The sequence below is a fragment of the Frankia nepalensis genome (assembly GCF_016786325.1).
GTDB lineage: Bacteria > Actinomycetota > Actinomycetes > Frankiales > Frankiaceae > Pseudofrankia > Pseudofrankia nepalensis.
In genome coordinates this window covers 29,532-52,182 of the sequence record NZ_JADWYU010000252.1, presented here as the reverse complement: position 1 = coordinate 52,182, position 22,651 = coordinate 29,532, and the positions used below count along the sequence as shown (strand labels likewise).

The 22,651-nt window shown below is 73.4% G+C and carries 18 protein-coding genes and 1 pseudogene; 9 read left to right on the top strand and 10 right to left on the bottom strand.

Features of this window, described 5'->3' with window-relative positions:
• Positions 1-1,262, top strand: a 1,262-nt coding sequence (locus I6A81_RS39590) for a hypothetical protein (RefSeq protein ID WP_203010475.1), incomplete at its 5' end; no start/stop codon positions are given.
• Positions 1,263-1,316: 54 nt separating this feature from the next.
• On the top strand, positions 1,317-2,654 hold the full coding sequence (locus I6A81_RS39585) for an ABC transporter substrate-binding protein (RefSeq protein ID WP_203004708.1): 1,338 nt from the start codon (positions 1,317-1,319) through the stop codon (positions 2,652-2,654).
• 2 nt (positions 2,655-2,656) lie between these two features.
• Here I6A81_RS39585 and I6A81_RS39580 read toward each other — a convergent pair whose 3' ends face one another.
• Positions 2,657-3,547 (bottom strand): bifunctional helix-turn-helix transcriptional regulator/GNAT family N-acetyltransferase, encoded by an 891-nt coding sequence (locus I6A81_RS39580; RefSeq protein WP_203004709.1) that lies wholly within the window; start codon positions 3,545-3,547, stop codon positions 2,657-2,659.
• Between the two features lie 141 nt (positions 3,548-3,688).
• Here I6A81_RS39580 and I6A81_RS39575 point away from each other — a divergent pair, with 141 nt between their 5' ends.
• Positions 3,689-4,051 carry a SelT/SelW/SelH family protein gene (locus tag I6A81_RS39575; RefSeq protein WP_407661451.1) on the top strand — a complete coding sequence of 121 codons (363 nt, stop codon included), beginning with the start codon at positions 3,689-3,691 and terminating at the stop codon, positions 4,049-4,051.
• Between the two features lie 16 nt (positions 4,052-4,067).
• Here the strand turns inward: I6A81_RS39575 and I6A81_RS39570 are convergent, their stop codons facing one another.
• On the bottom strand, positions 4,068-4,712 hold the full coding sequence (locus tag I6A81_RS39570) for a hypothetical protein (RefSeq protein ID WP_203004710.1): 645 nt from the start codon (positions 4,710-4,712) through the stop codon (positions 4,068-4,070).
• An 810-nt stretch (positions 4,713-5,522) separates the two neighbouring features.
• Here I6A81_RS39570 and I6A81_RS39565 point away from each other — a divergent pair.
• Positions 5,523-7,235 carry a helix-turn-helix domain-containing protein gene (locus I6A81_RS39565; protein ID WP_203004711.1) on the top strand — a complete coding sequence of 571 codons (1,713 nt, stop codon included), beginning with the start codon at positions 5,523-5,525 and terminating at the stop codon, positions 7,233-7,235.
• Between the two features lie 512 nt (positions 7,236-7,747).
• A complete protein-coding gene (locus I6A81_RS39560; protein WP_203004712.1) occupies positions 7,748-8,878 on the top strand; it encodes a uroporphyrinogen-III synthase in 1,131 nt (376 codons plus the stop codon).
• A gap of 159 nt (positions 8,879-9,037) precedes the next feature.
• Here I6A81_RS39560 and I6A81_RS39555 read toward each other — a convergent pair whose 3' ends face one another.
• From I6A81_RS39555 to I6A81_RS39545, 3 genes are read right to left on the bottom strand one after another with little or no spacing between them, the layout of a single operon-like run.
• Positions 9,038-9,802 carry an ABC transporter ATP-binding protein gene (locus I6A81_RS39555; RefSeq protein WP_407661453.1) on the bottom strand — a complete coding sequence of 255 codons (765 nt, stop codon included), beginning with the start codon at positions 9,800-9,802 and terminating at the stop codon, positions 9,038-9,040.
• 26 nt (positions 9,803-9,828) lie between these two features.
• On the bottom strand, positions 9,829-10,788 hold the full coding sequence (gene ntrB, locus I6A81_RS39550; RefSeq protein WP_203004714.1) for a nitrate ABC transporter permease: 960 nt from the start codon (positions 10,786-10,788) through the stop codon (positions 9,829-9,831).
• On the bottom strand, positions 10,785-12,005 hold the full coding sequence (locus tag I6A81_RS39545) for a CmpA/NrtA family ABC transporter substrate-binding protein (RefSeq protein WP_203004715.1): 1,221 nt from the start codon (positions 12,003-12,005) through the stop codon (positions 10,785-10,787). Before I6A81_RS39545 ends, ntrB begins: the two co-directional genes overlap by 4 nt.
• Positions 12,006-12,765: 760 nt before the next feature.
• Between I6A81_RS39545 and I6A81_RS39540 the strand changes: the two are divergent.
• From I6A81_RS39540 to I6A81_RS39525, 4 genes and pseudogenes are all read left to right on the top strand, one after another.
• A pseudogene (locus I6A81_RS39540) lies at positions 12,766-13,152 on the top strand (DDE-type integrase/transposase/recombinase); the annotation flags it as partial.
• Positions 13,153-13,559: 407 nt separating this feature from the next.
• Positions 13,560-14,936 (top strand): nitrate/nitrite transporter, encoded by a 1,377-nt coding sequence (locus I6A81_RS39535; RefSeq protein WP_203004716.1) that lies wholly within the window; start codon positions 13,560-13,562, stop codon positions 14,934-14,936.
• Positions 14,937-15,240: 304 nt separating this feature from the next.
• Entirely contained in the window at positions 15,241-16,821 is a 1,581-nt protein-coding gene (locus I6A81_RS39530) for an AMP-binding protein (RefSeq protein ID WP_203004717.1), read from the top strand.
• Between the two features lie 526 nt (positions 16,822-17,347).
• The gene (locus tag I6A81_RS39525; protein WP_407661452.1) at positions 17,348-18,277 is read left to right on the top strand and encodes an NADP-dependent oxidoreductase; all 930 of its coding nucleotides are present in this window, start codon (positions 17,348-17,350) and stop codon (positions 18,275-18,277) included.
• A gap of 63 nt (positions 18,278-18,340) precedes the next feature.
• Here the strand turns inward: I6A81_RS39525 and I6A81_RS39520 are convergent, their stop codons facing one another.
• From I6A81_RS39520 to I6A81_RS39500, 5 genes are all read right to left on the bottom strand, one after another.
• Entirely contained in the window at positions 18,341-19,114 is a 774-nt protein-coding gene (locus I6A81_RS39520; RefSeq protein WP_203004719.1) for a siderophore-interacting protein, read from the bottom strand.
• A gap of 87 nt (positions 19,115-19,201) precedes the next feature.
• Positions 19,202-19,687: a helix-turn-helix domain-containing protein gene (locus I6A81_RS39515; RefSeq protein WP_203004720.1), complete on the bottom strand. Its 486-nt coding sequence runs from the start codon at positions 19,685-19,687 to the stop codon at positions 19,202-19,204.
• Positions 19,688-19,880: 193 nt separating this feature from the next.
• Positions 19,881-20,234, bottom strand: coding sequence for a DUF202 domain-containing protein (locus tag I6A81_RS39510; RefSeq protein WP_203004721.1), 354 nt, complete (start codon positions 20,232-20,234; stop codon positions 19,881-19,883).
• Complete coding sequence (locus I6A81_RS39505; RefSeq protein WP_307875216.1) at positions 20,231-20,578, bottom strand: YidH family protein; 348 nt, start codon at positions 20,576-20,578, stop codon at positions 20,231-20,233. The genes I6A81_RS39510 and I6A81_RS39505 overlap by 4 nt, the downstream gene beginning before the upstream one ends.
• 178 nt (positions 20,579-20,756) lie before the next feature.
• Positions 20,757-22,556 (bottom strand): acyl-CoA dehydrogenase, encoded by a 1,800-nt coding sequence (locus I6A81_RS39500; RefSeq protein ID WP_203004723.1) that lies wholly within the window; start codon positions 22,554-22,556, stop codon positions 20,757-20,759.
• Between the last annotated feature and the right edge of the window lie 95 nt (positions 22,557-22,651).

The window sequence follows — 22,651 nt, the reverse complement described above, 5'->3', positions numbered from 1 at the left end:
AGGCCGTCGGCCGCTTCTTCGCCGACCACGACCTGCTCGTGACCCCGACGCTCGCGGGGCTCCCCCCGCCGCACGGCGCGCTGCGCCGCCGGGCCGCCGTGGCCACGGCGACCACCCCGGGGCGGCTGTGGGTGCTCGCCGCGCTGGTGACCACGCTCACCCTCGCCGTGGCGGCGACCGCCGCCGCGACGCTCGTCTCGACGCGGGACACGGCGCGCACCGTGGCCGAGCGGACCTCGCCCGCCGTGGTCGACGCGGCCAGGGCCGGGGCGCTGCTGGCCGACGCCGACCTGGTCGCCGCGCGCAGCCTGCTCCCGCCGAACTCCTGGGGCGGGCCCGGCGACCAGTACCTGAAGGACATCAAGACGGCGATCCAGGCGCTGGAGAGCGCGGCCGAGAACGGCACCACGGGCACGGCCGCGCGGGCCCAGCTCCTGGCCGTCACCAGCCTGCTCGTCGCCTACCAGGACAACGTCGCCCAGGCATACCGGTACGGCGCGACCGACACCGGCGCGACCGGCACCGGCGCCGCGGGTGTGCCCCCCGCGGGCCCGGTCGCCGACCTCGAGCTGGTCTACCTCATCTACGCCGCGGACCTGATGCGCGAGGGGACCAACATCCTGCCGACGGTGGCCGCGTTCGAGGCGGCCAACAGCGCGGCGCTGCCGGACCGCGGGTCCTGGCCCTGGCTCCCGCTCGGCCTGCACCTGGGCCTCGCCCTCGTCCTGCTGGGCCTGCTCGTCGTCGCCCAGGTGTACCTGCGCCGCCGGTTCCGCCGCCGGCTCAGCCTCGGGCCGCTGGGCGCGGCCGTGCTGCTGGTCCTCCTGGCCGCCGGGACGACGCTGCTGGCCGCGCGGACCTCCCACGACGTCGACACGACCGGGCGGGAGACCACCGTGACCGAGTGCCTGTGGCAGGCGCGCGCCACCGCGGTGACCCTCGAGCGGGAACGGGTCGTGGGTGAGTACGCCGGCGCCGGCCAGGACACCGCGCGCCCGCCGGCGGACGGCGCCCAGCGCGGCGGGACAGGCGCCCAGGACGGCGGAACCAGGGCCGACTGCCCCGCGCCGGCTGCCGCGTCCGCCGCGTCGGTGCCGGAGCTCGACCGGCTCCTCGACGACCAGGCGGCGAGGCTGGAGGACGCCCGCGCCGCGACGGTTCCCGCGGCCGGGTGGTTCGGGGTGCTGGCGGTGGGAACCGTCGCGCTCCTCGCCCTCACCGCCAGCGGCGTCTCACCGCGCCTGGTCGAGTACCGGAAGTAGCGAGTACCGGAGACGGACGGGCGGCCGAGCACCGGAAGTGGGCGGGTAGCGGACATGACGATGCGTGGGGGCCCCCGGCTGGCCGCGTTCCTGGCGGCTCTCACCGTGCTCGCCGCCGGCGTCGGGCTCTGCGGGTGCGGCGCGGTCACGCCGCGCGCGACCGTCACCGTGCTCGGCACCTGGACCGGCGAGGAGCAGGAACGTTTCGAGAACGTCCTGGCGGCGTTCGAGGAACGCACCGGAACGCGCGTCGAGTACGAGGGCACCCGGGACTTCGAGGCGGTGCTCGCCGGCCGGATCGACGGCGGCGACCCGCCGGACCTGGCGCTGATGCCGAGCCTCGGCGACCTGGAGCAGTACGCGCGCGACGGCGAGCTGGTCGCCCTCGACGGCCCTTCCCCGTCCGTCGACCTCGGCCGCGTCCGGCGCGAGTACCAGCCGACGTGGCTGCAGGCCGGCGTGACGGCCGGCCCGGACGGCCGCGCGCGGCAGTACGGCCTCCTCGTGAAGGGCGCCCGCAAGAGCCTGCTCTGGTACTCGGCCGACGCGTTCTCCTGGCCGCTGCCGGCCACCCTGGACGAGCTGGTCGCCACCGGCGAGACCATCGCCGCGACCGGCACCCCGCCCTGGTGCCTGGGGCTGCGGTCCAGCTCCGACTCGGGCTGGCCCGGCACCGACTGGGTCGAGGACATCCTGCTCCACCAGTCGGGCGCCGAGGCCTACCGGGCGTGGGCGCAGGGCCGGCTGCCCTGGACCAGCGACACCGTCCGGACCGCGTGGACGACCTGGGGCCGGCTGCTCGCCCCGGGCATGGTGCGCGGCGACGCGACCGGCGCCCTGCTCACCCGTTTCGGGGACGCCGCCACGCCCATGTTCGACGAGCGGCCCGGCTGCTACCTGAACCTGTCCGGCTCCTTCGCCTCCTACCAGGACTCGGCCGGGTCGCCCGCGACGGCCGCCCACGTCGAGTTCCCGTCGGCCGGCGGCGAGCGGCGGATCATCATCGCGGGGGACATCCTGGCGATGTTCGACCACACGTCCGCCGCGGCGGAGCTCGCGGAGTACCTGACCGGCGCCGAGGCCCAGACGGCCTGGGCGCGGGCGGGCGGCACGATCGCGCCGAACAGCGCCGTGACGGACTACCCGGACGAGGCCACCCGGCAGCTCGTCCGTTCCGTCCAGGAGGCGGACTGCGCGGGCGTGGTCTTCGACGCCTCCGACACCATGCCCGCGCCGATGCGCACCGCCTTCTACCGGGCGGTCCTGGAGTTCGTCGCCAACCCCGCGGCGCTGGGCACCATCCTCACCGGCCTCGACGAGATCAGGAAACGGTCCTATCCGGCCGCGGCCGAGGCCGGCGCCGCGACGCCCGGCACCGCGCCGTCCTGCTGACGTCAGGCCGGCGCCGTCAGCGGCTTCTCGAAGAAGTGGGTGGCGAACGGGTTGTCACCGTAGCGGGCGATGGGCCGGTAGCCGAAGCGTTCGTACAGCGCGATCGCCTCGGTGAGGGTCTCGTTGGTGTCCAGGCGCGCGGTGTGGTGCCCGAGGGCGCGGGCGGCGTCCTCGAGGAGCCGCAGCAGGCGGGAGCCGAGGCCGGCTCCCCGCCAGGCCTCGTGGACCCACATGCGTTTCACCTCGCCGACGCCGTCGTCGATGGTCCGCACCCCGCCACCGGCGACCGGCTCGCCGTCGCTGACCGCGACCAGGAAGACGCCGCGCGGCGGGGCCAGCAGGACGGCGTCCTTCTCCGGTTCGCCCGCGGGGTCGAAGTCGAACCTCCGGGCGATGTCGGCGAAGTAGCGGTCGACGGCCTCGCGGGCGGGCGGCGAGCCCGGGTCCACCGGCTCGAACGTCACGGTCGCGGCCCGCACGAGGAGGTCGGCCTCGGCCAGGGCCGCGACGAGCCGCTCCCGGTGCCGTTCGGAGAGGGGCTCGAGCAGCTGGCGCGCCCGCGCGCCCGCCCGTTCCTCCAGCTCGGCCCACCGCCCGCGGCCCGCGCCGGTCAGGTCGACCCGCCGGCGACGCCGGTCGTCCGCGTCCGGCTCGAGCGCCACCAGGCCGTCGTCCTCCAGCCGCCGCAACAGCCGGCTGAGATAGCCGGAGTCCAGGCCGAGCCGCGCCCGCAACGCCTGGACGGTCGCCGGTTCGGCGCCGATCTCGAACAGCAGCCGCGCCGTGCCCAGAGGCAGGCCCACGCCGAGGAACGAGTCCTCCAGCGCGCCGATCCGCTGGGTGTAGGCCCGGTTGAAGCGCCGCACGACGGTGGTGGCGGTGATCTCGTCCATAGCCGCTGACTTTAGTCAGAAGTAGCTGACTTTAGTCAGACAACTGGCCGGCGTCCCGGCTCCGGTGAGATCGCGCCCACCGGGGGGACGCCTTTGTCGCGTCGGCCAAACCGGCGGGCTGTCGCCGGGTAGCGTGCGAGCGTGCCCGCCGCGAGTGACGACACCCCGACGGCCCGGCCGGAGCCCGGCGCGGGCGCCGCCCCGGCCGCCGCCGGGGACAAGCCACGCCTGGAGATCGAGTACTGCACCCGCTGCCGCTGGCTGCCGCGCGCGGCCTGGCTGGCCCAGGAGCTGCTCGTCACCTTCGAGTCCGACGTCGGCGCCGTGGCCCTCGTCCCCGGCACCGGCGGGGTCTTCACCGTGCGGGTCGACGACGCCGTCGTCTGGGACCGGCGCGCCCAGGGGTTCCCCGAGCCCACCGCCGTGAAGCGCGCCGTCCGTGACCTCGTCGCCCCCGGCCGCGGCCTGGGCCACACGGACGGCCAGCCACCCGCCGTGACCTGACGGGGATCCGTCTGGGTCACCGCGGCGGCCGGCCGGGGCGGACGACGCGGGCGGTGCCCGGGCTCGGATGGGAACGGGCGAGCCAGGCGGAGGCCCGGGCCGAGTCGGCGGAGTGGACCGGTCGCGGGCCGGTGGCCGGGGCCGGGCTGGGCCGGGGCGGGGCACCGCGGTCCGGATCCGGGTCCGGCGCGTGGCCGTGGCGCAGCTCCCACACGTTCGCCGAGGGCTCGCCGACGAGGCGGACCGCGTGCGGGAACGCGACGAAGCCGCCCTCTGGCCGTGGGCGGACGGCGCTGGTCACGACGGCGCGGCGCTGGCCGGTCCCGGCCCGGGTGTCGCGCAGCCAGCCGGCGACCGCCACCGCGAGCGCCGTGGCGCGGGCTGGTACGTCGCGCCAGTGCAGCACCACCGCGACGTCGTTCGCCTCCGCGAAGCGGAGGGCCACCCGTACCAGGGCCCGCTCGTACACCCCGATGAACTCGCCGTCGCCCCAGAGCAGCTGGGCGCCGCCGAGCCGCGCCGGCCGGCTGCGCGCCCGCAGCACGATCAGGCCGTCCTCGTCCGGGACGTCGAAGCCCTCGGGCAGCAGAGCGAAGTCCGCCCAGCCGCTCCGTGTCCTCAGCTGGGCATGCAGGCCGGGCAGGCCGTCGGTCACGACCATGGCCGGCTCAGCCGGGACGAGGCGAGGCGCGTCGCCACCAGACGCGATGAAGCGGGTCTCGAGGGCTCGATCCAGAAAGGCCCCGGTCTCGGCCGAGCCACCCGGGCCGTGTTTCGAAATCCGGTCGGCCGGAGTTTCGACAAGCAGTCGAACATGTTTGTGGGCGCGGCCCATGGGCCGCGCCAAGAAGCCGGCGATCCGATTCTGGCCGGATTGCCACGGCCATCCCGGTCCGCGCAACGCGCCGGAACGTCCACAGGAGGTGCCCCCTCACGGTTGAGCGTCGCGAGCGGCGCGGGCTGTTCTCCGCGTTGGTCGCCCGCTCGCGCGCTGGCGCGCGTGTCGTCACCCGTCGGCGCGGTCGCCGACCGGCCCGGAGCCGGCGGGGCCACGTGGGCCCCGCCGGACCCGCGGGCCGGCCGGGAGGGGCGACCGGCACCCCGGCCTCCTTGGGGGAAGGCCGCCGGGATCAGGGTGGATGCGGCGCGAGGACCTGGCGAAGCACGGTCCGTGCCCCGCGGCGCCCGACGACCTCGTCGGCGCGCCGCCACCGTGCCCCGCTCGGTCCCGGGGCCGGGACCGAGCGGGGCCGGCGCACCTAGCTTCGACTCCGCAGGGCAGTATCTCCAGCACGTTGAGCTAATCACCTGGGGCGGCGGAAGCAGTCGACCTAACTAGGGGATAGCGCCAAGGCGGACCTCGAATTAGTCGTTTTGCTAGCCGACTTCTGGCCCATAGGTGTCCGTGCCAATCGTCCCGTCCATGGGTGCCGTTATGCTCTGGTCGGGGATGGAAGGAGTGCTGGAGCCGATGCCATCGAGCGTGCGACAAGGCTGGGATCCGGATCGGCTCCGTCGGCACCGGGAACGGCACGGCCTGACCCTGGACCAGGTGGCCGACGCGGTGCGCAATCTGGCCCTGGATGGTTTCACTCCGCCAAACGCGACGTTTCAGACAGTTGGCCGGCATGAACGCGGGGAGTCGTATCCCGGACCGCGTTACCAGCGCGCCTACCGCGAACTGTTCGGCGTCTCCGACGTCGAGCTGGGCTTTCGCGCTCCGCTGCCCGCGGAGGTGGCCGCCACGCGGGCCGGCCGCTCCGGCGCCCCCGGCCAGCGGCCGCGCCGGCCGGGAGGGCTCTCGGACCCGGCCGAGCTCGCGGAGCTGGCGGGCCTGGCCGAGCTGGCCACGATCGACCCCGCGACGGACCCGGCCGGGCTCGCGCGGCTAGAGGCGGCCGCGCGCGGGCGGGCCGCGTTCGCGCGGGCCGTCTCCACCCAGGCCGTCTCCACCCAGGTCATCTCGGCCCAGGCGGTCTCGGACCAGACGGCGCGCGGCGGCGCCGACCTGACGGTGACGGCCCGCATGGCGAGGCCGGCGGTGCTCCGCCCGGCGCCGCACGGGCACGCCCCGGACCAGGAGCGCGACCGGCCTGGCGCGGACGACTGGTCCGACCCGTACGGCGCGCTGGCGGCGGCGGAGGCGGCCGCGGACGTCGATGCCGACGCGGGCCGGCCGATGGGCGCCCAGGAGGCGGCGGCGCGGGCACTGGCCTCCGACCGGCTGCGGGCCGCGGCCAGCCGGTCCGCGCGGACGGCGGACGTCCCGCTCGCCGAGGCGCTGGCGGTGATCCTCGCCGCGCAGCGGGACGTCGAGGACACGGTCGGCTCGGCGCCGCTGCTCGGCCCGGTCACCGCGCAGTTGGCCGCGCTGATGCCGCTGGTGTTCGAGGCGCGCGGCGCGGCGCGGCGCGCGATGGTCGACGTCGCGGCCCAGTGGGCCCAGTTCGCCGGCTGGCTGTACGCCAACACCGGCTCGACCGCCCAGGCCCGGGTGTGGCTCGACCGGGGGGCCGAGTGGGCCGCCGAGTCCGGCAACCCGAGCCTCACGGCGAACATCCTGAGCTACAAGGGCCACCTCGCCTGGGAGTCGGGCGCCGTCGGGCCGCTGATCGGACTGTCCCAGGCGGCGCAGCGGGTCGCGGGCGTCTACCCGGGGCAGCGGGCCTACGACGCCGGTCAGGAGGCCCGCGGCCACGCGATGACCGGCGACGCCGAGGCGACCGACCGCGGGCTCGCCCGGGCGCGCGAGCTGTGGCAGCTGGCCCGTGACCATCCCGACGGGCCGCCGCCGTGGAGCTACTACTTCTCACCCGCGTTCGCCCAGCTCCAGGAGGGGCTCGCCCACCGCTACCTGGCTCGCCAGAACGCGCGCCGGGCTCGCAGGGCGGCGGAGGACCTCTCGGCGGGGCTCGCCGGCCTGCCCGAACCGATGCGCCGCGCCGAGTGGGCGGCCGAGTACGTCTACCACCTGGCGGTCGCCCACATCCACACCGCCGAGCCGGAGGCGGCCTGCGCGGACACGTTGACCGCGGCCGCGATCGCCCAGGCGACCGGCTCACGCCGGGTGATGGGGCAGGTGCGCAGGCTGCACAACCGGGTCGCCCAGCAGTGGCCGACGCTCCCGGCCGTCACCGAGCTCACCGACCGGCTGCACGACCCCGAGCCGCCCGGCCACCAGTAGCCCCGCGCCGGCGGCCAGGCACCGGCGGCCGGGCGCCCGGCCCATTTCCGCGGCCGTGGCGATATCGCGCCGAACAATGATCGCGCCGTCCTCCGGCCTGCTTGTATTTCGGCATTGTTGCCTCCTGGAACGGCCCCGGGTCGGCCAGTTCACACGGCATCCCAACGTGATGTGAGGCGCTTCTGAGATCGTTTTCGGCGGTGAGTGTTGTTACGCACGCGACGTCGTGACGAAATTGACAGGACACGGCGTTCGGCCATGCTGGCCGAGTAAGGTCGGGCAGGCGGCGCGCCTGGCCGGCCAGTATCACGACGACATCAGCTCCACCGCACCAGCTCCACGAAGACATCGGCTCCATGACGTCGTCTCCAGGCGGCACCAGCCCGGAATCGACCGTCCACCAGAGCACGCGGGCAGGCCCCGCGGGGCGCGCTGACAGATCACGACGACAGACCCCGGTCGGATCCTCGACCGGCCGAGCCATCGGCGACCTAGCCAGCGAGGGAGGCGGCATGCCGGAAGCGGACGTCGGCCCGGTGCCCCCGCTGCTCGGGTTCACCATCGGTCTGACCGCCGCGCGCCGGCGCGACGAGCTGGCGAGCCTGCTGGAGCGGCGCGGCGCCCGGGTCGTGCAGGCTCCGGCGCTGCGGATCGTGCCGCTGGAGGACGACGGCCGGCTGCTCGACGCGACGAAGGCCTGCCTCGCGGCGCCGCTGGACGCCGTCGTCGCCACCACCGGGATCGGCTTTCGCGGCTGGATGGAGGCCGCGCACGGCTGGGGGCTGGGCGACGACCTGGCCGACGCGCTGGCCGCCGCCCGGCTGTTCACCCGCGGCCCGAAGGTCACCGGCGCGGTGCGGGCCGCAGGCCTGTCCGAGTGCTGGTCGCCGGTCTCCGAGTCCGGCGCGGAGCTTCTCGACCACCTGCTCGGCCAGGACCTGCGCGGGAAGCGGATCGCGGTGCAGCTGCACGGCGAGCCGCTGCCCGGGATGGTCGACGGGCTGCGCGCGGCCGGCGCCGACGTCGTGGAGGTCCCGGTCTACCGCTGGGAGCAGCCGGAGGACGTCCGGCCGGTGCGCCGGCTCGTCGAGCAGACGGTTGCCGGCGGCGTCGACGCGCTCGCGTTCACCAGCGCCCCGGCGGTGCTGAGCCTGCTGTCCACCGCGGCCGACCTGGGCCAGCGCGAGGCGCTGGTCGAGGCGCTGCGCGGCCCCGTGCTGGCCGCCTGCGTCGGCCCGGTGTGCGCCGCGCCGCTGCGGCGGCTCGACATCCCGATCGTGAACCCGGAGCGGTTCCGGCTGGGCGCGCTGGTCCGCACGATCTGCGACGAGCTGCCCGCGCGGCGCGCCCGCGAGGTCGACGCCGGCGGGCACCGGCTGCGGGTGCAGGGCTGCGCGGTCGTCGTGGACGGCGGGCGCACGGTGATGCTCGCGCCGAAGGCGGCGGCGGTGCTGGTCGCGCTCGCCGAGCGGCCCGGCCGGGTGCTCTCCCGCGCCGAGCTGCTGACCCGCACCGGCGCGGGCGCGGGCGCCGACGAGCACGCGATGGAGATGACGGTCGCCCGCCTGCGCACCGCGCTCGGCCCCGCCGGCCGCGCGATCGAGACCGTCCTCAAGCGCGGCTACCGCCTGGCCGCCAGCTGACGCTGCCCGCCGCCGGACGTCTCGCCCGTTGGCTACGGTGGCGGCCCGCTTCAGGTCCCCGCGGATCGCTACCCGCGCACCGGGCGATGGGGTGCCCGGGTGGGGTTTGCGCTTGACGAACAGATCATCGTCGTAGCGATCCGCGGGAAGCATTCGGCCCTAGGCCACCGCTTGCTGGTCAGCATGGAGCAGGTCGAGGAGGCGCTGTTGGACCTGCCGGTAGGCAGGGTCGTCGATGACCGTTACCCGGTCCCGCGGGCGGGGAAGTTCGACCGGGATGATGTCGACGATGGACGGCTGAGGCGGATTGCCCATCACCACGATCCGGTCCGCGAGCAGAATCGCCTCGTCGATGCCGTGGGTGACCATCAGAACGGTCTCAGTCGTGGACTCGTTCGCCCACAGCTCGAGCAACTGCTCCTGCAGCCGCGCCCGGGTAAGCGCGTCAAGGGCGCCGAACGGCTCGTCCAACAGAAGGATCCGGGGTCCGACCGCGAACGCGCGAGCCACCGCGGTCCGTTGCTGCATGCCACCGGACACCTGACGGGGCCGCTTGTTGCGGTGCTCCCACAACCCAACCGCCGAGAGGTAGCGCTCGACCGTCTCGTCGATCCGCTCCCGGGGTGCCTGCGGGTTCGCCGAACGAGCCGCCTCCCGCACGTTTGCCAGCAGGCTCAGCCGAGGCAGCAGGGAGTAGTTCTGGAACACCATCGCCCGGTCGGGCCCCGGCGCGGTGACCGGCTGACCCCCCACGAGCACCCGCCCGGAGTTCGGCCGAAGCAGACCCGCCACGACGTTCAGCAGCGTTGACTTGCCACAACCCGAATGTCCGATGAGCGAGACGAACTCACCCTGACCGACCTGCAGATCGACGCCTCGCAGGACGTGCTGCGGGGCGATGCCACGGCGACCAGGGAAGGACATGTGCAGTCCGTCGATCTCCAGCTGGCTCACTGTCCCGACTCCTTCGCGCCAACCAGCCGGGAAAGCCACAGGAAAAGGCAGTCCAGGACGACACCGATACAACCGATCAGCAAGATCGCACTGATGACCGCGGACAGGTTGGACGCATTGTACGAATCCCATACAAAGAATCCGATCCCGGTGCCGCCAGAGAGCATCTCAACCGCGACGATAACCATCCAGGCGATACCCATGGACAGCCGCAGGCCGGTGACGACCGATGGCAGCGCGTGCGGGATCACGATGTTCCGGACGTAGGAGAACCGGGAGAAACGGAATACTCGGGCCACGTTGTGCTGGTCCTCCGGCACCGAGGCCGCCCCGGCTGCCGTGTTCAGTACGGTCGGCCAGAGCGCGGTGACGAAGATGACAAAGACAGCCGCGTTGGGGGCGTCCTTAAACACTACGAGGCCGAGCGGGAACCAGGCGAGCGGGGAGACCGGACGCAGAATTTGGACGACGGGGTTCACCGCCTGCCAGGCCCGCCGGCTGCCGCCGATGAGCAGTCCCAGCGGCACCCCGACCAAAGCGGCCAGGGCAAACCCGCTGAACACCCGCCCCAGCGAGATCGCGAGCTGCAGGCCGATGCCCTTGTCGGTCTCGCCACCGTCGCGGAACGGATCGGCCAGCAGGTCGATAAGGGTAGAAAACGCGCTTGACGGAGACGGCAGATCACCTGAGCGGTACGCCACGACAGCCCACAGCCCGACGAACAGCAAGCCGCCAAGGAGGCCCCAACCGACGGCGGCGGCGGTCCGCTGGACCGGAGCCAGCCACGTCGGCCTCGCCGCGTCGGGACTCGGCGCGGCCGCCGCCCCCGGCTCCGGGGCGGCGGCCGATTCCACGGCGGCTTCCGATTCGGGTGCGACCGGCGACTCGGGCGCTGGCTGGGGCGGCATGGCGACGGCGGTATTCTCCACCTTCGTCACGTGGCCGGTGACGCTCATACCCTGGCCACCTCCTTAGCGAACTCCTTCGGGTCGAAGCTGGCACCGTCGAGCTTCACCGTGAACGAGGCAAGGTCGTCATCGGGGACGTCGATCTTCTCCGCGGCGGCGACCTCTTCATAGAGGCCCCTGAGCACGATCTTGTTGACGAGGCCCTCCGGGTCGGCGACGCTGTCGACGAGGCCGAGGCGCTGGTACTGGGCCAGCGCCCACAGCGCGTGCCCCCGACGCGGTGCGCTGACGAAGCCATCACCGAAGAAGCGCATGTTCTCCGCGGCGGGATAGGTACGTCCCGGGATGCCAGCGCCGAAGTCGTACTCGCCCAGCAGCCGACCTCTGATCCCGGCGGCGGGTGTGTTCAGGTACTTCTGTTGGGCGAGCACGTCCACGGCCTTCGCTCGGTTGGCCGGATCGTCAAGCCACCGGGCGGCCTTCAGGATCGCGCCCATGGTGTCGCGCAGGGCGTCCTCCTGCTCGGTGGCGAACTTCTCTCCCACCACCAGCGCCTTCTCCGGGTGCCCGGTCCAGAGATCCTGTGTGGTGAGGTGGGTGAAACCGACGTTCTGGCTCACGGCGACGGCGTTCCAGGGCTCACCCACACAGTAGCCCGTCATCGTGCCGACCTTCATGTTCGCAACCATCTGGGGCGGCGGGATCGGGATTACCTTGACCGCCGACATGTCCACCTTGGCGGCGCGCAGCCAGTACCGTATCCAGAGGTCATGCGTACCGCCGGGGAAGGTCATCGCCAACGTCGGCTGCTTGGACTCGAGCGCGGCCTTCGCCTTGTCCAGGTCGGCATAGCCGACACTGGAGAACTCCTTGGCCAGCGTGATCGCCTGGCCGTTGTTGTTCAATATCATCGCGACTTTCAGCGCGGTCGACCCGCTGCCGCCGATTTTCGTGGCGACCGAGAGCGGCATGCTGTAGAGGCAGTGCGCGCCGTCGATCTGGTTGTTGAGCAGCGCGTCCCGGGTAGCCGGCCACGAGGCCTGCTTAACGACCGACACGTCGAGGCCTCGCTCAGCGAAGTAGCCGAGCTCGCTCGCCATCAGGATGGGCGCACAGTCCGTCAGCGCGATAAACCCGAGGCGAACCTTCCGGTTGCCGCTCGTTCCCGACGTCGAGGATGAACTGCTGTCCGAGCCGCAGGCCGCCAGGGCGGTGGCACCGAGGGCGGCTACGCCGGCCGATTTGAAGAAGGTTCGTCTGTCCACCCTGGAAGCGTCCCGCGACGGGAGGATCGAGGAGTTTCATGCCCGTCAAACTTCAGTCACGTCGCGCTAACTTGCCTCGCCTGGTGCACCGTGACCCTCCCGACATATATTGGAAACGTCGTCATACTCCGTTAACGCGGGCGCCGTTGGCCAGCCGGGACGGGGGCATGACGCCAAGGACCACCGGATTGTCACCGGCGTCGGGGCCCGCCGGGCCGTCGAACTCGCTGTCCGCCTGCCCGCCAGCAGCTGGCAGTCCCTGCCCGCCGGGTCGGCTCCGCGGGCCACCGCTACCACGACTGTGCCCTGATCGACATCATCGACGGCGACCTGCCCGGCCGGCGCTGGCTGCTCGTCCGCCGCAACCAGGCCACCGGCGAGTACGCCTTCTACCGCACCCTCGCTCTACCGCACCCTCGCTCTACCGCACCCTCGCTCCCGGCCCCGTCCCCGGCGGGCGCTGGCCCGTGTCGCCGGTCAGCGCTGACCGTCGAAGTCGACCACGCGCAGTGCATCTGAAAGTGGCCGCTCTGCGGCGGGCGGACCGATCATCAGCGGGTATGCGTTGCCGTGGCTGGCGGCTTTGGTTGACTGGTTGCGGTCGGTGACAGGCGCGCCGGACGTGGTGCCGTGTGTTCGACGAACGCGGGAAGCCCCAGCGGGTGTGGTCGAGGCTCCCGGTCGAGCGGCGGGGGATGGCGGTGGGCGCAGTTGCGTTGGCTGGGTACGGTGCCGGCCCGGTCAGGCATGATCGAGTGGGGTGTCGTCGTGTCCGTCCCGCGGCTGCGGCCTCCGAGCCCGCGGGAGTTCCGTTCCCGCCGAAGTGATCGTGCTGGCGGTGCGCTGGTACTTGCGCTGTCCACTGTCCTACCGGGCGGTGAGGAACTGCTCGCCGAACGCGGCGTCATCGTCGGCCATGTAGTAACGCTGTTCCGATGGGTGCGGCGGTTCATCCCGCTCCTGACGAACGCCGCCCGGCCGTGTCGCCACCTGCCTGGATCGAGGGTTCGCCGATGAGACGTACCTCAAGGTCGCTGGCCGGTGGGCCTGTCGCTACGGAGCGGTCGACCAGTTCCGCCAGGTCATCGACGTGCTTGCCCGCGAGCATCGGGACCTGGCCGCGACCCGCCGCCTCTTGACCCGGGCGCCGCGCGCCGCGAGCGAGACGACGCCATCCGAGAACTACGGGCAGCCGGAGGACACACCGTCCCCGAGATCGCCGAAGTGGCCGGACTCCCCGTTGCAAGCATCAAGATCGTCCTGTGCGGCGCATTCGGACCTCACGCTCCCAGGTCGAGCAGGATACACAAACAAAGAGTGACTCTGCTCACGTATTTGCTCACCCATGCCTGATTTCGCATCGGCTGGTTCCTCACGTCGGCCGCGCGGACGTCGTGAGCGAAAGGATCAAGAATCGTCACCGCCGGAGGCTGCTGCCGTAACGGCGGCTTCCTATGTTCGTGTCGAGACCCGGTACCGACGTCGGGCTGGCGGCGGCGTGGAAAATCTCTTCCCGCGTACCCTCGCGGCCCCAGGCGCAGTGGAGGGAATGACATGAGTACGACGGCGGAAGGCGTACGGCCGGTCGGCCGGGTCGGCGCGCCGGCCAGCGGCGGCCGGTGGATCGACGACTGGCGACCCGAGGACCCGGTGTTTTGGGAGAACGGCGGGGCGCGCGTCGCCCGCCGCAACCTGGTTTTCTCGATTTTCTCCGAGCACATCGGCTTCTCGATCTGGAGCCTGTGGTCGGTCATGGTGCTGTTCCTCGGCCCCCAGTACGGGATCGACGCGGCCGGGAAGTTCCTGCTCACCACCGTCCCGACCCTGGTCGGCGCGGTGCTGCGGCTGCCGTACACGTTCGCCGTCGCGAAGTTCGGCGGCCGGAACTGGACGATCTTCTCCGCGGTGATGCTGCTGGTGCCGCTGGTGGTCACCGCCGTCATCCTCGAACCGGGCGTGAGCTACACGACCCTGCTGGTCACGGCCACGCTGGCTGGCGTCGGCGGTGGCAACTTCGCCTCGTCCATGGCCAACATCAACACGTTCTACCCGGACCGGCTCAAGGGCCGCGCCCTCGGCCTGAACGCCGGCGGCGGCAACCTCGGCGTCGCCGCGGTGCAGCTCATCGGGCTGCTGGTGCTCGCGACCGCCGGCAAGGAGCACCCGCGACTGATCCTGGCGATCTACCTGCCGCTGATCGTGGTCTCGGCGCTCGGCGCGGCGCTGTTCATGGACAACATCACCTCGGCCCGCAACGACACCCACGCGATGCGCGACGTTGCCCGCGACGGCCACACGTGGGTGATGTCGCTGCTCTACATCGGCACCTTCGGCTCGTTCATCGGCTTCGGCTTCGCCTTCGGCCAGGTGCTGCAGGTGCAGTTCAAGGCCGACTTCTCCACCCCGATCAAGGCCGCCTACCTGACGTTCCTCGGCCCGCTGATCGGGTCGCTGATCCGTCCGGTCGGTGGCATGCTCGCGGACCGATACGGCGGCGCGAAGATCACCTTCGTCAACTTCGTGGCGATGGCCCTCAGCGCGACGCTGGTGCTGGTGGCGTCGCTGGAGAAGTCGCTGCCCCTGTTCATCACCGGGTTCCTGCTGCTGTTCACCTTCGCCGGCATCGGCAACGGCTCCACCTACAAGATGATCCCGGCGATCTTCCGGGCGAAGGCCGTCCTGGCCGCGGACTCGGACACCGCGGCCGCGGACCGGGAGGCGCGCCGCCTGTCGGGCGCGCTCATCGGCTTGGCCGGCGCCATCGGCGCCTTCGGTGGTGTGCTGGTCAACCTGGCCTTCCGTCAGTCGTTCCTGACCTACCACACCGGCAACGGCGCTTATGTCGCCTTCCTGGCCTTCTACGCGCTCTGCTTCGTCGTCACCTGGGCCGTCTACCTGCGTCCGTCCCCCCGCCGCCTCCCCGGCGTCTGACCCCGCCAGCTGATGACCTCCTGACCCGCTTTTCCGTGACATGGGCGCCCTGCGGGCCCGGGAGCGATCCTCCCGGCCCACAGGGCGTTTCGGCGTGACACGCGGCCACACGGCTCGCCGGCGGCGCACGGGTCACGCCGCCCGTCCCGTGAAATGCGCCATTGACGGGCGTTGTGGCCCTTCGTAGCGTCAACGTCGCTGTGGCGCAGCGCACACCCGGGGAGGAGCCGCTCGTGCCCGACGTGACGCCGTCCCGGGCCGCGCCGCCGTCCGGCCGTGACCTGGAGTCGCTGGAGACGGCGTCATGATCTACCGTAGCCCGGCGGCGGACGTCGAGATCCCGGACGTCACGCTCACCGAGCACCTGTTCGCGGGCGCCCGCGCGCGGGGCGCGAAGCCGGCCCTCGTCGACGCGACCTCGGGCGAGGTGCTCACCTATGCCGAGCTCGCCGACGGCGTCGCGGCCGTCGCGGCGGCCCTCACCGAGCTGGGGGTGGGGCCCGGCGGGGTGGTCGCGCTGGTGAGCCACAACCAGCCGCGGTTCGCGCTCGCGCTGCACGGCGCGATCGCCGCCGGCGCCGCGGTCACCCCGGCGGGCGCGCTGCTGACGGCGGGGGAGCTGACCGGGCAGCTGGTCGCCTCCCGCGCGACGGTGGTCGTCGCCTCCGAGGCCGCCGCGGCGAAGGTCGCCGAGGCGGCGGACGCGGCGGGCCTGGAACCGTCCCTGCGGTTCGTGCTCGGCGAGGCGCCGGGATTTCGTCCCTTCGCCGAGCTGGTGGCCCGCGGCGCCGCCGCCGCGGGCGCGGGCGTGCCGCGGCCGGACGTCGACCCCCGCGCGGCGGTGTCGATGCTGCCGTACTCCAGCGGGACGACCGGTGCCGCCAAGGGCGTCATGCTCACCCACCGAAACCAGGTGGCGAACGTCGAGCAGAACGCCGTCGGCTGGCCGCTCGGCGAGGACGACGTGCTGCCGGCCACGCTGCCGTTCACGCACTGCTACGCGTTCACGCTGGTGCTCAACGCCGGGCTGCGCGCGGGGGCCACGATCGTCACGCTCGCCCCGTACACCTTCGACGGCTTCCTGCGGATGGCGGCCGACCACAGGATCACCCGCGCCTTCTTCGCCCCGCCGATGGTGCTCGCGATCGCCACCGCCCCGCCCGGCGCGGTCGAGCGCCACGACCTCTCCGCGCTGCGCGTCGGGATCTGCGGCGCCGCCCCGCTCGACCTCGACGTGGTCCGCCGCGCCGAGGCCCGGCTCGGGTGCTCGATCCGGCAGGGCTTCGGCCTGACCGAGGCCGGTCCTGGCACCCACCAGACGCCGGACGCCGAGTTCGCGACGACCCCGGCCGGCTCCGTCGGCCGCCTCCTGGCGAACACGCAGGCCCGGGTCGTCGACCCGGAGACCCTCCAGGACGTGCCGGCGGGCGAACGAGGCGAGCTGTGGGTGCGCGGGCCGCAGATCATGGCCGGCTATCTCGGCGACCCGGCGGCGACCGCCGCGGTCCTGCTCGACGACGGCTGGCTGCGCACCGGCGACCTCGTCCGTGTCGACGAGTCCGGCTGCTTCTGGGTCGTCGACCGGCTCAAGGAGATGATCAAGTACAAGGGCTACCAGGTGGCACCCGCGGAGCTGGAGGCGCTGCTGCTCACCCACCCCCAGGTCCGGGACGCCGCCGTCGTCGGCGTTCCCGACCCCGAGGGCGGCGAGGCGCCCAAGGCCTTCGTCGTCCCCGAGGACGCCGCCGCGGCGCCCACGGCCGATGCCGTGGCGGCCTGGGTCCGTGAGCGGGTCGCGCCCTACAAGAAGATCCGCGCCGTCGAGTTCACCGACGAGATCCCCAGATCTCCCAGCGGCAAGATCCTGCGCCGCCTGCTCCGCTGAGCCGGCGTCCGCCCGGCCCGTCTGGCTCGTCCGGCCCCCGGCCCCCGGCCCACCCGGCTCGTCTGGCCCACCCGGCTCGTCTGGCCCGTCTGGCTCGTCCGGCCGGGCCGGCCCTCGGCGCGCCCGGGCTCGCCACGAGCCCGGCGGGCTCCTGGACCGGCGCGCTCATGGAGGCATCCACGAGTTTTGGCGCGGTCTTCACGTCCGAGGACGGTAGGTCCAACCGTTTGTTCCGCCCAGGCTGATAGGTGAGTTATGTCAGGTCTGGGGATGAGCGAGAGCGGTTCGACGCGGTGGCGCCGGCCGATGGGCCGCCGGGTGGCGGGCGGGTCGCCTGGGCGGGAGAAGGGCGGCAGGACCGATGGACACGACGCCGACGAGGGCGACGGAACCGGCCGCGGCGACCCCGGCGGCACCCGCGCGGCCGGCGCCGCCGGCGAAGGCGGCCAGGGCGCCGGCGGCCAAGGTCGCCCGGGCGGCACTCCCGTCGGCGTCGGCCGCCCCGTTGGCCCGGGATACCGGGACGATGATGGCCCTGCGCGCGCACAGCCGCGGCGGGCCGGAGAAGCTGGTCTACGAGCGGGCGCCGCGGCCCGTCCCGGCGGCGGGGGAGGTGCTCGTCGAGGTGCGCGCCGCCGCGATCACGTTCGCCGAGCTGGGCTGGGACCTGTCCTGGACGCGGCTCGACGGCTCCGACCGCACCCCGGTCATCCCCGCGCGCGAGGTGTCCGGTGTCGTCGCCGAGCTGGGCCCGGGGGTGCGCGGCCTCGCGGCCGGTGACCAGGTCTACGGGCTGATCGACTTCGACCGGGACGGCGCCGCCGCCGAGTACGCGACCGTCTGGGCGGGCGACCTCGCGCCCAGGCCGCGCACCGTCGACGACGCGCGGGCCGCCGCCCTGCCGCTCGCCGCGCTGACCGCGTTCCAGGCGCTCGTCGAGCACGCGGTGCTCGCGCCGGGGGAGCGGGTGCTCGTGCTCGGCGGCGCGGGCGGCGTCGGCGTGTACGGCGTGCAGATCGCCGCCTGCCTCGGGGCGCGCGTGACCGCGACGGACGCGGCGGGGCACGCCGCGCTCGTGCGCTCCCTGGGCGCCGAGGACTTCTTCGACCACACCACCGCCGACCTGGAGCGCTCCGGCGCCGCGTTCGACGTCGTGCTCGACACGGTCGGCGGCGCGGCCCTCGAGCGGGCCTACCCGCTCGTCCGCCCCGGCGGCCGGCTGGTGACGCTGTCCGCCCAGCCGCCGGCCGAGGTCACCGACCGGTACGGCATCGTCGCCATCTTCTTCGTCGCCCGCCCCGACCGCGACCAGCTCGCCTACCTGGCGCGGCTCGTCGACGAGGGCGGGCTGCGCCCCGTGGTGGCCCGCGCGTTCCCGCTCGCCGAGGGCCGGGCGGCCTTCGAGAGCGGACGCCTGCCCCGTCGCCCGGGCAAGACCGTGCTGCTGGTCTCGTAGGCGCCGCCGGTCTCGTGGGCGCCGCCGGTCTCGTGGGCGGCGCCGGGCGGCGAGCGCGGCCCGTCAGTCCATGCCGCGGCGGCCCGGGGTCCAGAACGGGTGGGTGACGACGGCGCGACGCGGCCAGCCACGGTCGTCGACGAGGTGACGGCGGATGGCCTGGATGGCCCGCGCCTCGCCGGCGACGTAGGCGACCCCGGGCTCGGCGGGCAGCGTGAGCGCGGCGAGGGTGGCGGGCAGCCGGGGCGAGTCGGCGGCCGGCGCGCCCTGGCGGTAGACGAGGGTCAGCTCGTCGCGGCGGGCGAGCGGGAGCGCGTCGTCGGGACGGTCGTGCTCGATCGCGCCGAACACCGGCGCCGTCGCCGGCAGGGAGCGCAGGATCGCGCCGAACGCGACCGCGGCGGTGTCGTCGCCGGCGAACACGTGGTAGGGGGCGTCCGGCTGGGCCACGAGGTGGCCCTCTGGCCCCTTGACCAGCACGCCGCGCCCCGCCGCGGCGGCGCGCGCCCAGCGGGCGCCGGGCGCGTCGCCGCCGTGGTCGTAGACGGCCAGGTCGAGCCGGCCGTCGGGCTGGTAGTCCCACACGGAGTAGGTGCGTTTGAGATCCCGCGGGTCACGCAGCCACGTGCCGGGAGCGGACGGGTCCGCGAGCACGACGCTGACGTGCTGGCCCGGTGTCCAGGCCAGCCCGGCGAGGGCCTCACCGGCGAGCGTGACCCGCCGGGTGCGGGCGGCCAGCTGCTCGACCCCGACGACCTCGGCCCGGCGCAGCAGCCGGCCCAGCGGGTTGCGGGACCGCCCGGCGCGGGGCGCCGGCGCGGGGGTTGCCGTGTCCATTGCTCCTCCGGATCTGTGGAGTGGTCGCGGCCGTCCCGGTCGGCGTCACGGCGCCGGGCGCGTTCCGCGGAACGTCGGTCGTGCGCGCTACGCGGGCTGGCCGGCGGCCGGGCTCTCGCCGCCCAGCCAGGCCAGGACCGCGGCGCGGGTGAGGCGCCAGGTCTCGCCGATCCTGCGGGCGGGGATCTCGCCGGACTCGACGAGGGCGCGGACGTCGTCCTCGGGAACGCGCAGCAGCTCGGCGGCCTCGGCCAGCGTCAGGACCTCGCTGACCGGGGCGTCGGCCTTGGCCTGGCGTGTTCCCGTGCCCGGGGTGTCGGTGGTGGGGCGCTTGCGCCAGAAGTCGGCCGGGCGCTCGCCCGCGCCGTGCTCGCCGCGCCTGTGCCCGCCCGCGGCACGGCCTTGCGGGCGGATGACGAACTCGTCGCCCTCGATGTCGAGATGATCGGAGACGAGGGTGGCGATCAGGTCGCGCTTGCTCACGCCGAGGCGTTCGGCGGCGCGGTCGAGCTTCTGCGCGATCTTGTCTGGCATCCGGACGTAGACCGCCCTGGTCGGCTCGGAGGGTGTCATCGGGCCTCCTCTGCATGGCGCTGAGCGACCTGCCCACCGCCGGCGTATGTCGCTAGCTAGCGTATAGCTAGCTAGCGCGCTGTTCGACCAAGACCGCGAATTTCGGCAGAAGTCATGGAGCCGGCACGAGCCGTCCATGCCGGGCCCGGCGCGGGTGCCAGCGACGAAGGCGTCAGGAGAGGCGACGAAGGCGTCAGGAGAACAGGATCGCGGCGAGGCCGACGAGGCAGAGAACGGTCGTCAGGGCGGCCGTGACGGCGACGGCGCGCTGGTCGGTCGGGGAGCGGCCCGCGCGGACGGCGGCCACCGTCGCGCGGTAGCGCCGCTGGGCCCGGGCCGTCAGCAGGAGGCCGGCGAGCGCGGTCAGCAGGCCGCCGGCGAGCAGCGGCCGGTGACGGCCGAGCGCGTCATGCGCGAGGAGCGCGCCGATGCCGGCGAGGCTGAGGCCGGTGCGCTGCCAGGACAGGTAGGTGCGCTCGCTCTGCAGGCCAGGGTCGACGGCGTCGGCGCAGGGCTCGGGGGCCCGCGCACGGCGGTCGTCCGTCATGCCCGGCCGGTCGCCACGTCGATCAGGATGAACGCCAGCGCGAAGACCATGATGACGGCGATCCCGACGGTGAGGAGCCGGGGGAACAGCGAGGCGGGCAGCGGCGCGCCGAGCCGGATCGCGCGTTCCCGGCGCTGCCAGCGGCTGTAGCTGGTCGCCGAGATCATGGTCGCCACCGCGACCAGGGATATCCCGAGCAGGTGGCGGGCCCAGCCGATGCCGAAGCTCGGGACGAACTGCACCACCGCGATGCCACCCGCGAGCAGCGCGAGCGCGGTCCTGATCCAGGCCAGGAAGGTGCGCTCGTTCGCCAGGCTGAACCGGTAGTCGGGTTCCTCGCCCACGGCGCGCCTCGGCGAGCCCACGCCCCCGCGCGCCCGCGCGCGCGGCCCGGCCAGCCACCCCATGGCGCCAACCTAATCCGGGCCGCGCGCGGCCAGGAATGAAGGACGTTGTTCGTCGAGAATGTGCGCCAATCGGTAGATCGTGCGCTGATTGTCCCGCGTCACCGCCGCGACGGGTTCACAGCCAGGCCGGGTCGGTGTCGAGAGTGGTGCGGTCGAGGCTGGCCAGCAGGTCGAGCGCTGGGCCGGTCTTCGGGAGCTCGAAGCGGTAGAAGTATCGCGTGGCTGCCCGCTTGCCCTCGTAGAAGGCGCCCTGCCCGCCAGCGGCGGCCAGCGCCTGCTCCAGCCACAGCCAGGCGACCACCGCGTGCCCGACGGCCTCCAGGTAGACGGTGGCGTTCGCGAGCGTGACGTCCGGGTCGCCGGCGCCGTGCAGGACGGCGGTGACCTCGATGATCCGGTCGACGGTGGCCGCGAGCTGGCCGCCGAGCGCCGCCAGCTCGCCGCCCGCCGCCGTGGCCGCCGCGACCGTCGCCCGCATGACCTCGCCGAGCGCGGCGAGACCCGCGCCCCCGTGGATCGCGACCTTGCGGCCGAGCAGGTCCATGGCCTGGATCCCGTGCGTGCCCTCGTGGATCGGGTTCAGCCGGTTGTCGCGGAAATGCAGCTCGACGTCGTACTCGCGGGTGTAGCCGTAGCCGCCGTGGACCTGGATGGCGAGGTCGTTCGCCTCCAGGCACCACTGCGACGGCCAGCTCTTCACGATCGGGGTGAGCGTGTCGAGCAGCAGGTGCGCGCGCTCGCGCTCCGCCGGCGTCGGCGCGGTGCGCTCCTCGTCGAGCAGCCTGCCGGCGTAGAGGACCAGCGCGAGGGCGCCCTCGACGTAGGACTTCTGCGCGAGCAGCATCCGCCGGACGTCCGAGTGCTCGATGATCGGGACCTGCGGGGCGCGCGGGTCCTTGCCGGCCGGCGGGCGGCCCTGCGGGCGCTCCTTCGCGTATTTCAGCGACTTCAGGTAACCGGTGTAGCCGAGCGCCATCGCGCCCGCGCCGACATGGACCCGGGCCGAGTTCATCATCGTGAACATGTAGGAAAGGCCTTTGTGGGCCTCGCCGACGAGAAAGCCGATGGCGCCCGGCTCGCCTCCCGGAAGGTGACGGCCCTCGCCGAAGTTCAGCAGGGTGTTCGTGGTGCCGCGGTAGCCCATCTTGTGGTTGAGCCCGGCGAGCGTGACGTCGTTGCGCTCGCCGAGCGAGCCGTCGTCGTTCACCAGGAACTTCGGGACGATGAACAGGCTGATGCCCTTCACCCCGGCCGGGCCGCCGGGAATCCTCGCCAGCACCAGGTGGACGATGTTCTCGGACAGCTCGTGCTCGCCGCCCGAGATCCACATCTTGTTGCCGAACAGCCGGTAGGTGCCGTCGGCCCGCGGCTCGGCCCGGGTGGTGATGTCCGACAGCGACGAGCCGGCCTGCGGCTCGGACAGGCACATCGTGCCGAAGAAGCGCCCCGCGAGCTCGGGGCGGACGTAGCGGTCGATCTGCTCGGGCGTGCCGTGCTGAACCAGCAGGTTCGCGTTGCCCATCGACAGGAACGGGTAGGCGAACGCGGAGATGTTCGCCGCCTGGAACCAGGCGAAGCAGGCGCCCGCGACCACCTCGGGCAGCTGCGCCCCGCCGAGGTCCGTGTCGAACGCGGCCGCGGTCAGCCCGGTCTTCGCGAGCACCTCCAGCGCCGCGCCGACCTGCGGGATCAGGTGGACCCGCTCGCCGTCGAACGTGGGCTCATGCGTGTCCGTCGCCCGCAGGTGCGGGTAGAAATGCTCGGTCGCGACCTGCTCGGCGAGGTCGAGCACCGCGTCGAACGTCTCCCGGCCGTGCTCGGCGAACCGCTCGCGCGCCGTCAGCGCCACCACGTCCAGCCACTTGTACAGCAGGAAGTCCAGGTCCCGACGTGACAGCAACACGGATTCGGACACGGGCGTCTCCTCGCGGGCCGACGGCGCTGGGTCGGCACGACGGTAGTCACGGGCGAATCCGACATTCAATTTCTGCGATGAGTTCGCCGCCGCGC